10 protein-coding genes and 1 tRNA gene are annotated in these 13,190 nt (G+C 52.0%); 4 read left to right on the top strand and 7 right to left on the bottom strand.

The window, feature by feature from the left end; all coding sequences use genetic code 11:
• Positions 1-17: 17 nt before the first annotated feature.
• The 3 genes from ATB02_RS06900 to ebgR all read right to left on the bottom strand — a co-directional run bounded on the left by ATB02_RS06900 (position 18) and on the right by ebgR (position 4,723).
• Positions 18-467 (bottom strand): beta-galactosidase subunit beta, encoded by a 450-nt coding sequence (locus ATB02_RS06900; RefSeq protein ID WP_001219950.1) that lies wholly within the window; start codon positions 465-467, stop codon positions 18-20.
• On the bottom strand, positions 464-3,556 hold the full coding sequence (gene ebgA, locus ATB02_RS06905) for a beta-galactosidase subunit alpha (protein ID WP_105271292.1): 3,093 nt from the start codon (positions 3,554-3,556) through the stop codon (positions 464-466). The genes ATB02_RS06900 and ebgA overlap by 4 nt, the downstream gene beginning before the upstream one ends.
• 183 nt (positions 3,557-3,739) lie before the next feature.
• The gene (gene ebgR / locus ATB02_RS06910; RefSeq protein WP_105271293.1) at positions 3,740-4,723 is read right to left on the bottom strand and encodes a transcriptional regulator EbgR; all 984 of its coding nucleotides are present in this window, start codon (positions 4,721-4,723) and stop codon (positions 3,740-3,742) included.
• 218 nt (positions 4,724-4,941) lie between these two features.
• On the opposite strand from ebgR, the gene ATB02_RS06920 reads away from it, so the two are divergent.
• On the top strand, positions 4,942-5,274 hold the full coding sequence (locus ATB02_RS06920; RefSeq protein ID WP_000450598.1) for a tRNA-binding protein: 333 nt from the start codon (positions 4,942-4,944) through the stop codon (positions 5,272-5,274).
• Positions 5,275-5,315: 41 nt separating this feature from the next.
• Here the strand turns inward: ATB02_RS06920 and ygjG are convergent, their stop codons facing one another.
• On the bottom strand, positions 5,316-6,695 hold the full coding sequence (gene ygjG / locus ATB02_RS06925) for a putrescine aminotransferase (protein WP_105271345.1): 1,380 nt from the start codon (positions 6,693-6,695) through the stop codon (positions 5,316-5,318).
• Positions 6,696-7,112: 417 nt separating this feature from the next.
• On the opposite strand from ygjG, the gene aer reads away from it, so the two are divergent.
• The gene (aer, locus tag ATB02_RS06935; RefSeq protein WP_105271295.1) at positions 7,113-8,633 is read left to right on the top strand and encodes an aerotaxis sensor receptor Aer; all 1,521 of its coding nucleotides are present in this window, start codon (positions 7,113-7,115) and stop codon (positions 8,631-8,633) included.
• Between the two features lie 106 nt (positions 8,634-8,739).
• Here the strand turns inward: aer and nfeR are convergent, their stop codons facing one another.
• Positions 8,740-9,363, bottom strand: a complete 624-nt coding sequence (gene nfeR / locus ATB02_RS06940; protein WP_000018003.1) for a DNA-binding transcriptional regulator NfeR — start codon at positions 9,361-9,363, stop codon at positions 8,740-8,742.
• A gap of 287 nt (positions 9,364-9,650) precedes the next feature.
• Here nfeR and nfeF point away from each other — a divergent pair, with 287 nt between their 5' ends.
• A complete protein-coding gene (nfeF, locus tag ATB02_RS06945; RefSeq protein WP_001065923.1) occupies positions 9,651-10,415 on the top strand; it encodes an NADPH-dependent ferric chelate reductase NfeF in 765 nt (254 codons plus the stop codon).
• A gap of 53 nt (positions 10,416-10,468) precedes the next feature.
• On the opposite strand, the gene ATB02_RS06950 is transcribed toward nfeF, so the two are convergent.
• Positions 10,469-10,544 (bottom strand) — tRNA-Ile (locus tag ATB02_RS06950).
• Positions 10,545-10,668: 124 nt separating this feature from the next.
• On the opposite strand from ATB02_RS06950, the gene mug reads away from it, so the two are divergent.
• Complete coding sequence (gene mug / locus ATB02_RS06955) at positions 10,669-11,175, top strand: G/U mismatch-specific DNA glycosylase (protein ID WP_000228932.1); 507 nt, start codon at positions 10,669-10,671, stop codon at positions 11,173-11,175.
• A 78-nt stretch (positions 11,176-11,253) separates the two neighbouring features.
• Here mug and rpoD read toward each other — a convergent pair whose 3' ends face one another.
• Entirely contained in the window at positions 11,254-13,095 is a 1,842-nt protein-coding gene (gene rpoD, locus ATB02_RS06960) for an RNA polymerase sigma factor RpoD (RefSeq protein WP_000437371.1), read from the bottom strand.
• Positions 13,096-13,190 lie beyond the last annotated feature (95 nt).

The raw sequence follows: 13,190 nt of genomic DNA on the forward strand, positions 1-13,190 counted from the left end.
TTATGCCGCCGTAATTGTTATTTGTTATGGAAATAACCATCTTCGATGGTGACTTTGAGAACGACTTTTTTGACCGCGTTATTACAGATAAATCGATACGCTTCATGGATATCACAAATAACGATTTGCCCTTCGTGGACCTCAACGGCTTCTCCGCAGCCTTTTAGATATTCACGGTCAGTTTCATCACGATAATATTCCACTACCTGTAATGTCTCTTTCGGCGCATATTCAATTTTTTGTTGTCCTTGCAGGTAGTAATGTACTTCAAAATAGCGTCGATGCCCGGTAAATAGCGCATCGGTCGCGGAGTCTGTCTCCACGCGGTAAGTCAATGAGTCACCGATGGAGTGGGCGACGCCAGGCTGAATGTTGTCGATATTTTCAATCGCTTCAACGCAGCGTTGCCACTTTTTGCCAGAGGCGTAAATCTGGCGGAACTGTTCTAAGTTATCGATGATCCTCATTGCTTATTCTCGCTGTGCAAATTCGTGGAAAAGAACCCTGCGCCGAACTCATACGACGCCAGGCTTTGCGCGGTAGCTTCCCCGCCAGAAACTGGCAGCAACGTAAAGCCGTAGCTGAAGTCACGGAACCTGACGCGCCAGGTGTCCAGCACTTCGCTGCCCCAGGAGTTAGAGCCGAGGCCAAGCAGTTGGTGGTCAAGATTCAGGGTGATGTCATCACTGCGCTGCAGTTCGTTACAGTGCTGGGCAGCGTGGATGTTTTCCTGGGTGTAGTGCCAGGCGCTGAAGTTAATGGGGCGCTGCGGAACCACCAGCAGACCGTTGCCGTGGCGATTAGTGAGTGCCGTCCAGCGGACATGCTGACGGTTGCCGTTGTTCTGCGGGAAGGGATAGTTCTCGAACATGGCATCGACGGTACTGCGCCAGATATCAATGATGTTAGCCTGCTGGCTGTCGGCGTAGTTTTCGCCCGGTCCACGTCCGTAATATGCTACCTGGTCGTATTCGCCGTTAATCCCCATGGTGAAACCGATGCACGGAATGATGTGCGGATAGTCGCCGTAACGTTCGCCGGAAAGCGCCACATTAACCTGACCATCGGCAGCGATGCGCCAGATGTAGGTACAGCGCATCCCGAAGTCAAACACCGGTGGGGCAATAACCGTGCGGCTGATGATCAACACTTCATCATCACTTTGCTCAACGGCAAAGTCGCGCAGATGTTCCTGCATAATCTGCAAATGGTTCGGTTGCCACAGTCCTTCGTACTCCTGCTTGTGGTTGTCGATCATTGGCTTGAAGAAGTTGATCTTTGGCTCGCGGGTCAGCAGCGACTCACCATTCACCTGCCAGGATGTCGGTTTGCCACTCATTTTTGAGAAGGTGATCGCGAAGTTGTAGCCGCGAATGGTGCAGCCCAAGCGATCGTCTTCCAGCGTCAGCGGACGCGCATTATTTGGTGCGAAAGGCACTGGCTGCGCGGTGTTTTCCTTCAGCGGGAACTGATAAGTGGCGATAGAATGCCCGGCTTCGCTGTAGCGGGTGCGGGAATCTTTGGTCACCGTAATGTTGAGGAACGCTTCGCGGGCGTCCAGCTGTGGCAGCGTGATCTGCAAGGGGGCTTCGCTGTTCGGCGCAACGTCGCGCAGTTTAATCTGCTGCGTCGCGAGCGTTTCACCTTCGGCGCGCACCTCTGCGTGCAGGGTGTAGTCATCAAGCGTGGTAAACCACAGTTTATTTTCGACTTTCAGCTCGCCGCGAGTCAGATCCAGCGCGTGGATTTTTACCGGCGCGATAACCTGTTTGTACTCTTTCAGTCCCGGCCCCGGCGTCTGATCGGAATAGATCAAACCATCAAGACAGAAGTTATAGTTGTTGGGATAGTCGCCGTAGTCACCGCCGAATTTATACCAGACATTGCCGTTGTCATCCTGCGCCTGGATCCCGTGGTCGCACCATTCCCAAACATAATGTCCCTGAATGCAATCGTGCTTATAGAATACGTTTTGGTACTCCGTCAGCCCGCCCGGACCGTTCCCCATCGCATGGGCGTATTCACAGATGATGCGCGGCTTCGGATGCGGATATTCACCAAACTCATTCATCAGCGGCACGCGGGTGTACATGGTGGAAATAATATCGACCACTTCAGCATCGCGATCTTCTTCGTAGTGCACCAGTCGCGTGTTATCCAGCGCTTTCGCTGCGTGGTACATCGCGCGGATGTTACAGCCATAGCCGGATTCGTTGCCCAGCGACCAGATGATGATCGACGGATGGTTTTTCTGTGCATGAATATGGCGAACGATGCGCTCGACGTAGACTTTTTCCCACTGCGGATCGTCGGTAATACGGCTGATATCGCCGACGTTAGCAAAGCCGTGCGATTCGACATCGGTTTCCGCCATCACAAACAGGCCGTAGATATCACACAGTTCGTAAAAACGCGGATCGTTGGGGTAGTGAGCGGTACGCACAGAGTTGATGTTGTGCTGTTTCATCAACTGGAGATCTTTCTCGACGCGATCCATCCCAACGGCGCGGCCTTTGCGATGATCGTTGTCGTGACGGTTGACGCCGTGCAGCATCACATAACGGTTATTGATCCAGAACAGACCGTCGCGCACTTTGATATCACGGAAGCCAACGCGTTGTGGCACCACTTCCAGAACGTTGCCGTCGGCGTCTTTCAGCGTCATGACCAGATGGTAAAGATAAGGGGATTCTGCTGACCATTGCTGCGGCTGTTCGACAGTAAAAGCAAAGCTGGCGCTGGTCAGTTTTTCAATTGCCAAATGATCGATGGCGCTGCTGTGTACCACGCGTTCGCCATCAAACAGGGTATATTCCAGCGTCGTTAGGACAGGGGAGGCGGCGAGATTTTCCAGCACTACTTCACAGGAAAGCGTGGCATCGCAATAGGCTTCGTCAAAGTCAGTGCGCACGGTGAAATCGTTAATATGCGTGAGTTGTTTTCCGACCAGATAAACATCGCGGAAAATCCCTGCCGACCACCACATATCCTGGTCCTCCACGTAGGTGGAGTCCGCCCACTGCATCACGCGCACACACAACAGGTTGTCGCCGGTTTTTACCATTGCGCTGATGTCAAACTCTGCGGTCAGGCGGCTGCCTTTGCTGAAACCAACATATTGACCGTTAACGTAGACTTCAAAATAGGTTTCGACGCCGTCAAATTTAATCAGCGTCTGTTTGCCCTGCCAGCCGTCGCTGAGGGTGAAAATACGTTGATAGGCACCGGTTGGGTTATCGCTGGGGACAAACGGCACATCGATAGGGAACGGAAAACCTTCGTCGGTATATTGCAGTTTGCCGTGGCCTTCCATTTGCCACATGGCGGGGACGGTAATATGCCCCCAGTCAGCCATTAACTCAGAGGTGAAGGCTTCTGGCACTTGCAGCGGATGGTCAAAAAAGTGGAAATTCCACTGACCACTTAAGGGCAGAAACAGGCTGCTGGTTTCGCGGGCAAAGGTACGCGCTTGCGCAACAGAATCATATGAAAAAAAGTACGCACGCGGCGCAAGTCGGTTTTCGTGGGTGAGCTGAATGTTTTCCCAGCGATTCATAGGGCCTCCCGGTAGAGAGAAATCGGAACCATTCATGGTGATGGTAGTTTGTGTAATTGCTGGGGAGTTTAGTAAAATTTTTACTAAAATATAGCGAGTAAATGCATTTACTTTAACTGGATCACGAAAATAAACGGCAGCACTGTCCGGCAAAAACGATTGCCGGACAGTGTGTAAGGGGATTTAACGGGTCGTGCCGCGCAGTTTTAATTTGCTGGGAACGAAGACTAACAGCGGCAGCGCGCGACCATCCCGGGCTTTTTCATACACCAGGTTAACGCCCTGGCTTCCCATCATCTCGGAATGGATGCGCACGGTGGAGAGCGGCGGAAAGGTAAATCGCGCGGTGGGGATGTCGTTAACGCTGATAAGTGAAATATCCTGCGGGATGTTCAGACCACGTTCATGAATTGCCCGCAGTACGCCAATAGCAATAGAATCGGAAGCAACAAAAAGCGCCTTCGGGTAGTCTTCCCGAGCCAGCATCTGTTTCGCCAGTTCGTAGCCCGACGAACTGGAAAAACCGCCGCGCCAGATATCCTCTTCGCGTACCACTTGTTTCAGTCGACCATATTCCACAAAGGCGACCTCACGAATATCTGCCTTACCAGGCTCATCTTCGCCGCCAATAAAACCAATACGATTAACGCCCTGGTTGATATAGAAGCCGATGATTTCTTTACTGATACGTGCCAGATCGATATCCACCGCATCGTAACCGCTGCCGGGTTCGTGAAAGTCGATAAAACAGATATTGTCGGTCAACGCGCTGGCAGCGGCGCGCAGGGCGGGCGTGGGTTTGCCGACAATTAAAATACCGGTGACGTTTTTAATGTCTGGTAAGCCGCTGTGTTCATAACAGTTGGTGAGCTCGATGCCCAGCTTTTCGCACTGGGTTTCAATGCCGTGGCGGATCGCCAGATAGTAAGGATCGTTGATCTCCAGCTCCTGCTGGTAGCTGTAGATAGCCAGAATATGGTGTTGGTTGACTGCACCTGTCTGGAGTTTACGGGCACTACTGGTCTTGTACTCCAGCTTTTCGGCGATCTCGAGAATGCGATGTTTCGTCTCTTCTTTCACATTCAATGTCGGATCGTCATTTAAGACCCTGGATACTGTCGCCAGGGATACGCCAGCTTCGATTGCGATGTCTTTTAGTGTTGCCATGTTTACCTTTTTTACTTTCCCTGATGTGCGCCCCCATTGTAGAGGAAGTGCTTTTTGGGTCACCTGTTTTCAGTAAATAAAGCGCGTTTCTTTGACGCTGTAACGGTAACACAGCGGCTCACGAATGTGATCACGCCTGCATTCTCCATTTTTAGCCTACAGGATTGAGAAAAACTTTTGCTATAGTTTAGTAAAACTTTACTCAAGGGGAGGAAGCAATGGAAACCGTGGCTTATACCGATTTCGCGCGTCTGGAAATGCGCGTTGGAAAGATTGTGGAAGTTAAACGCCATGAAAACGCTGACAAGCTGTACATCGTACAGGTTGATGTTGGTGAAAAAACGCTGCAAACAGTGACCAGCCTGGTGCCGTACTACAGCGAAGAAGAGCTGATGGGGAAAACGGTGGTGGTCTTATGCAATCTGCAAAAAGCAAAAATGCGTGGTGAAACATCGGAATGCATGCTGTTGTGTGCGGAAACCGATGATGGCAGTGAAAGCGTGCTGTTAACGCCGGAGCGGATGATGCCTGCGGGCGTACGTATCGTATAAAACAATCGGATGGCGACGTCGTATCGCCATCCGATTTGATATTACGCTTCTTCGACACTTACTCGCATGGCCGCCAGCGCCTTACGCGCCGCTTTGATCACCAGTTCGCACTGTTCAATGGTCAGTGTCAGTGGCGGTTCAATGCGGATCGTTTTGGCGTTATTGAGCGTTCCGGCCACCAGGACGCGCTGGCGGAACATCTCGCTGGCAAAGTTATAGCCGATTTCGTTATCAACAAACTCAATCGCCATCAACATCCCTTTACCACGCGCTTCCTGTACCAGATCGGGATATTCCCGCGCCAGTTGACGGAAACCGTCCAGCAACATATCGCCTTTTTGCTCAGCCTGAGCCGGTAAGTTCTGCTCCAGCAACACATTGATGGTCGCCAGCGCCGCCGCACAGGCCAGCGGGTTGCCGCCAAAGGTGGTGGTATGCAGGAACGGGTTGTCGAACAGAACTGAGAACATCTCTTCAGTGGCGATGGTTGCGCCAATCGGCATCACGCCACCGCCGAGGGCTTTTGCCAGACACAGGATGTCCGGCTGTACGTTCTCATGCTCGCAGGCGAACATTTTGCCCGTGCGCCCCATGCCCGTTTGTACTTCATCGAGGATCATCAGTGCGCCGAACTCATCGCACAGCTTGCGCACGGCGGTGAGATAGCCCGGCGGCGGCAGAATTACGCCACCTTCACCCTGAATCGGCTCAAGGATCACTGCGGCAACATCGTCACCGGTTTTTTTGCACTCGTTAAGAGCCGTGCGCATGGCTTCGATATTGCCAAACGGTACATGACGGAAGCCCGGCAGTAACGGCATAAACGGTTTGCGGAAGGTCGATTTCGCCGTGGCCGACAGCGCGCCAAGCGATTTACCGTGGAACGCGCCGCTGGTGGCAATAAAAGTAAACTTGCCGCGCGGCGACTGATAAGCCTTCGCCAGCTTCAGCGCTGCTTCAACGGACTCGGTGCCGCTATTACAGAAGAAGCTGTATTTCAGCTTACCGGGCGTTAGCGCAGCAAGGGTTTTCGCCAGCATTGCCCGTAATGGATCAAGCAGCTCCTGGCTGTGCAACGGTTGTTTCGCAAGTTGATTCTGTACGGCGGAAACCACAACTGGATTACGGTGCCCCACGTTGAAAATTCCAAAACCTCCCAGGCAGTCGATAAACTCCTGTCCCTGGGTGTCGACAAGCGTATTTAAACCTCCCGCTTGCCACTCTACGGCTCCGTAATCCCCGCCGGCGGTAACAGATTTGCGATACTCTAAAAACCCCGGATTGACATGCTCTTTGAAGTATTCAATCACCTCTCGGTTAAGTGCTTTCATCTCCTCATGATCCAGCGTTCGCTTCTCAATGAGATTCAGGGCGTGGGCGCTGCACGCTAAAGCCGATGCGCTCGAAGGTAACCTGTTCAAAATATGCTCCGGAGGCTCGCGTATCACATGATACCGATTTAAGTATTGCAGGGATTGCGCCACTCCGGCTGCAATCGCGAAAATCGGGATAAACACAAATGTGGTTATCATTTGCGCAATATTTAATGCTGTTTGTTAACATTTGCTGTTATTTTGCACGGTCTATATTGGGTATGAATGTGGTGATCGCTGCGCAAATGCACGCTTTTAGGGCAATAAATGCCTGATTTTTGGGCAAGATAATTAACGTTTTCGTATAGTAACAGAGTGAAAGTATTTTAAATCAAGGAATTAGATTTCTGCTTTAATCGCAAATTGCGATCTAAATCAAATTAATCGGTTAAAGATAACCGCAGCGGGGCCGACATAAACTCTGACAAGAAGTTAACAACCATATAACCTGCACAGGACGCGAACATGTCTTCTCATCCGTATGTCACCCAGCAAAATACCCCGCTGGCGGACGATACCACTCTGATGTCCACTACCGATCTGCAAAGCTATATCACTCATGCTAATGACACTTTTGTGCAGGTGAGCGGCTATACCTTGCAGGAGTTACAGGGGCAGCCGCACAATATGGTGCGTCATCCCGATATGCCAAAAGCGGCGTTTGCGGATATGTGGTTCACCCTGAAAAAAGGGGAGCCCTGGAGCGGCATCGTGAAAAATCGCCGCAAAAATGGCGACCATTATTGGGTGCGGGCCAATGCGGTACCGATAGTGCGCGAGGGAAAAATCAGTGGCTATATGTCGATTCGTACCCGGGCGACGGATGAAGAGATTGCGGCGGTGGAGCCACTGTACAAAGCGTTGAACGCCGGACGTACCAGTAAGCGTATTCATAAAGGCCTGGTGGTGCGTAAAGGCTGGCTGGGAAAACTGCCTTCATTGCCGCTTCGCTGGCGGGCGCGTGGAGTGATGACCCTGATGTTTATCTTGTTGGCGGCTATGCTTTGGTTTGTTGCTGCCCCGGTGGTGTCATATTTCCTCTGTGCGTTAGTGGTATTGTTAGTAAGCGCCTGTTTTGAATGGCAGATTGTGCGCCCGATAGAAAATGTCGCCCGTCAGGCACTGAAGGTGGCGACCGGAGAACGTAATAGTGTTGAGCATCTGAATCGCAGCGATGAGCTGGGGCTGACATTACGCGCGGTAGGGCAGCTTGGCCTGATGTGCCGTTGGCTAATTAACGATGTCTCGAGCCAGGTGTCCAGTGTCAGAAACGGCAGCGAGACGCTGGCGAAAGGCACTGATGAACTGAACGAACATACCCAACAGACGGTTGATAATGTTCAGCAAACGGTGGCGACCATGAACCAGATGGCGGCGTCGGTGAAACAGAACTCTGCCACGGCGTCGGCTGCCGATAAACTTTCGATCACCGCCAGTAATGCGGCCGTGCAGGGCGGGGAGGCGATGTCCACGGTGATCAAAACGATGGACGATATTGCTGACAGTACCCAGCGCATTGGCACCATTACTTCGCTGATTAACGATATTGCGTTTCAGACCAATATTCTCGCCCTGAATGCGGCGGTGGAAGCGGCGCGTGCCGGAGAACAAGGCAAAGGTTTTGCAGTGGTGGCAGGGGAAGTGCGTCATTTAGCTAGCCGCAGTGCTAATGCCGCCAACGATATTCGCAAGCTGATTGATGCCAGTGCTGATAAGGTGCAATCCGGTTCGCAGCAGGTACACGCCGCCGGACGGACGATGGAAGATATTGTGGCGCAGGTAAAAAACGTCACCCAGTTGATAGCTCAGATTAGCCATTCAACGCTGGAACAGTCCGATGGGCTTTCCAGCCTGACCCGTGCAGTGGATGAGCTTAACCTGATCACCCAGAAAAACGCCGAGTTAGTGGAAGAGAGTGCGCAGGTGTCGGCGATGGTGAAACACCGCGCCAGCCGACTGGAAGACGCGGTGACGGTGCTGCATTAATCTGTATGCCGGATATAGCCGTTTGTACACAATGCCTGATGCGATGCTGGCGCATCTTATCAGGCCTACGGGGTGTGTAGGGTACGCCGCATCCGGCAATCGGTGATTAATCCAGTTGGGTAATATCAAAAGCGGCGCGGTCGATCACCGCAATGATCTTTTTTATCTGCGCGTCGCTGATATCACTTTGGTTGACGCGTAAATCCAGCACCGCTTTAAAATTATCCAGTGCCCGCTTCATTTGCGGGTTCTGACGGAGTGCAGCACCAACGCAACGCGCTTTGATGCGTTCTTCAATCATCTCCACCTGTTCGCGGTTTTCTTCCAGCCACTGCGCGCCCTGTTCGGTCAGCGCAATCTGCTTCTTACCACCTTCCTCTTCGCGGATGGTAATCAGCGACTGCTCCTGAAGAAAATCCAGCGTCGGGTAGATGACGCCCGGGCTTGGGGTGTAATTCCCCTGGGTTAGATTCTCAATCGCTTTAATCAATTCGTAACCGTGGCTGTCATCGCGCGAGAGAATATCCAGAATCACCAGACGCAATTCGCCGTGACCAAAGAAACGTTGCCGACGACCGCCGCCGCGACCGTGGCGACCACCACAGCATTGACCGTGTTCATGCTGGTGACCGTGTCCACAGTGTTCGTGTTCTGATTTCTCACCTTTGCAGCAGCCTTCATGACGTGGCTGGCCTTCATGTTTACAACACCCTTCGTGATGATGGCTCATATCAGCCTCCTTTTGCTTAATTAGATATATCTAATTTATATCTGATATGAGCGCTTTTGCAAGTGTAAAAATGATTTTTAAACGTGGACTCATCTCACACGTAGGCCGGATAAGGCGTTCACGCCGCATCCGGCGTTGAGTAATGATGCCTGAGAAGAGGCGGTTCGTCTTATCAGACTATAGACATATCAGTTCTACAAATCGCTTGCATTTATCATGATTAACAATCATTATCATTTACGAAAATTATTTAGATATATCTGATTATCATCACGAAGGCGATAACAATGAATAATTCCCCCAGCTACCCACAGCGCGTTCGCAATGATCTGCGCTTCCGTGAACTGACTGTGTTACGCGTTGAGCGTATCAGTGCCGGTTTTCAGCGCATTGTCCTCGGCGGCGAGGCGCTGGACGGTTTTACATCGCGCGGCTTTGACGATCACAGCAAACTCTTCTTTCCTCAATCTGACGTTCACTTTGTGCCGCCAACGGTAACGGAAGAGGGGATCGTCTGGCCGGAAGGACCACGCCCACCGTCGCGTGACTATACGCCACTGTATGACGAACAACGTCATGAACTGGCGATCGATTTCTTTATTCACGACGGCGGAGTCGCCAGCAGCTGGGCGATGCAGGCGCAACCGGGCGATAAACTCACAGTGGCAGGGCCGCGCGGTTCGCTGGTGGTGCCGGAAGATTACGCGTATCAGGTGTATGTTTGCGATGAGTCCGGAATGCCGGCACTGCGCCGCCGCCTGGAAACGTTGAGTAAACTTGCCGTTAAACCGCAAGTTACCGCGCTGGTCAGCGTACAGGATAACGCCTGTCAGGATTATCTCGCGCACCTTGATGGTTTTAATATCGAATGGTTGGCGCATGATGAGCAGGCGGTAGACGCACGCCTGGCGCAGCTGCAAATCCCTGCCGATGATTACTTCATCTGGATAACCGGCGAAGGCAAAGTCGTTAAGAATTTAAGCAGCCGCTTTGAAGCGGAACAGTATGACCCACAGCGGGTACGCGCAGCGGCTTACTGGCACGAAAAGTAACTGATATATAAAAAGAAAAAGGCTGACGATTTCTCGTCAGCCTTTGCTATGTCTGGTGGCCCCTGCTGGACTTGAACCAGCGACCAAGCGATTATGAGTCGCCTGCTCTAACCACTGAGCTAAGGGGCCATGGTAGCGGATTATAAAGTAACTCCGTGTCGCAATCCAGCCATTACCGCTCGCCTGCTGTTTTTATAAACAATGTATTTTCAATCCGTTATACTTTTCCTGGTGATGTTAGAAAGGAGTAAATATGGTTGAGGATATTTTGGCTCCAGGGTTACGGGTTGTGTTTTGCGGTATCAACCCTGGTCTTTCATCCGCCGGAACTGGTTTTCCCTTTGCTCATCCGGCAAATCGCTTCTGGAAGGTGATATATCAGGCTGGGTTTACCGACCGTCAGTTGAAGCCGCAGGAGGCACAGCATCTGCTGGATTATCGTTGTGGTGTCACCAAACTGGTAGACCGTCCAACAGTGCAAGCCAATGAAGTTTCAAAGCAGGAGCTGCACGCAGGCGGGCGTAAGCTGATTGAAAAAATTGAAGATTACCAACCACAAGCGTTGGCAATTCTGGGCAAACAGGCGTTTGAGCAAGGGTTCAGCCAACGCGGTGCACAGTGGGGGAAGCAAACGCTCACTATTGGTTCGACGCAGATTTGGGTACTGCCAAATCCCAGCGGTTTAAGTCGCGTTTCACTGGAGAAACTGGTTGAGGCGTATCGGGAACTGGACCAGGCGTTGGTAGTGCGTGGGCGATAAAAAACGCCACCGAAAAGGTGGCGTTTGTGCAAAGGGAAAAGTGCCGGATGTGGCGTAACGCTTGATCCGGCCTACCGATTAATCGTCCAGGAAGCTACGCAGCACTTCAGAACGGCTCGGGTGACGCAGTTTACGCAGCGCCTTCGCTTCGATCTGACGGATACGTTCACGGGTAACGTCGAACTGTTTACCCACTTCTTCCAGCGTGTGGTCGGTGTTCATATCGATACCGAAGCGCATACGCAGAACTTTCGCTTCACGCGCGGTCAGGCCAGCCAGCACGTCGTGCGTTGCCGCACGCAGGCTTTCAGTGGTCGCAGAATCCAGCGGCAGCTCGAGGGTGGTATCCTCGATGAAATCCCCCAGATGCGAATCTTCATCATCACCGATCGGCGTTTCCATGGAGATTGGCTCTTTGGCGATCTTCAGCACTTTGCGGATCTTGTCTTCTGGCATCAGCATACGTTCAGCCAGTTCTTCCGGCGTCGGCTCGCGGCCCATCTCTTGCAGCATCTGGCGAGAAATACGGTTGAGCTTGTTGATAGTCTCAATCATATGCACCGGAATACGGATGGTGCGCGCCTGATCCGCGATAGAACGAGTAATCGCCTGACGGATCCACCAGGTTGCGTAGGTAGAGAATTTGTAACCACGACGGTATTCGAACTTATCAACCGCTTTCATCAGGCCGATGTTACCTTCCTGAATCAGGTCAAGGAACTGCAAGCCACGGTTGGTGTATTTCTTGGCGATAGAAATAACCAGACGTAAGTTCGCTTCAACCATCTCTTTCTTCGCACGGCGGGCTTTCGCTTCACCGATGGACATACGACGGTTGATATCTTTAACCTGCTCGATGGTCAGGCCGGTTTCTTCTTCAATCTGCTGCAGTTTCTGCAGGGCGCGATGCACTTCTTCAGAGACATCGTGCAGTTTTTCCGACCACGGCTTGTTCATTGCAATTGCCGCGTTGAACCAGGTATCGCTGGTTTCGTTGCCGGTAAACAGGGTAATGAAGTTTTTCTTCGGCATTTTGCACTGCTCAACGCAGAGCTTCATGATCAGACGTTCTTGCGTACGAACGCGGTCCATCATGACGCGCATGCTGTTGACCAGGTAGTCAAACTGCTTCGGCACCAGGCGGAACTGTTTGAATACTTCAGACAGTTTCAGGATCTCTTCCTGAGCGGCTGCGTGGCTGCGACCTTTCGCTTTGATGGTGTCACGTGTTACAACGTACTGAGCGCGCAGTTCCGCAAATTTTTCGCGAGCCAGTTCCGGGTCGATGCTGTTGTCATCATCGGCGCTATCGTCATCGCCATCTTCTTCGTCTTCATCTTCGTCATCGTCCAGATCTTCCTGGGAAAGCTCAGAACCGACGTGAGTGGCGGTAGGTGCCAGATCTTCTTCTGCGTTCGGGTCAACAAAGCCGGTGATCAGATCGGACAGACGCGCTTCTTCTGCTTCAACACGATCGTACTGTTCCAGCAGATAGGTGATCGCTTCCGGATATTCAGCAACGGAGCATTGAACCTGGTTGATCCCGTCTTCAATACGCTTAGCGATGTCAATTTCGCCTTCGCGGGTCAACAGTTCAACGGTGCCCATTTCACGCATGTACATGCGTACCGGGTCAGTCGTGCGCCCGATTTCAGATTCCACGCTGGAAAGCACCTGCGCGGCGGCTTCGGCAGCATCTTCGTCCGCGGTGTTTTCAGCCAGCATCAGATCATCGGCATCCGGTGCTTCTTCCATCACCTGAATGCCCATGTCGTTGATCATTTGGATGATGTCTTCGATCTGATCTGAATCGACGATATCTTCCGGCAGATGGTCATTGACCTCGGCATAGGTCAGATAGCCTTGCTCCTTACCACGGGTGACAAGAAGTTTCAGCTGTGACTGCGGGTTTTGCTCCATAAGACGGTATCCACACTTATTTCATGAGGTTGGTGTTGGGCGATTGACCCGCTGTCCTTCAGCCGTTAACGCTGAAATCCAACGGTTATTTACCG

Source organism: Escherichia sp. MOD1-EC5189, assembly GCF_002966045.1.
Taxonomy (GTDB): domain Bacteria; phylum Pseudomonadota; class Gammaproteobacteria; order Enterobacterales; family Enterobacteriaceae; genus Escherichia; species Escherichia coli_F.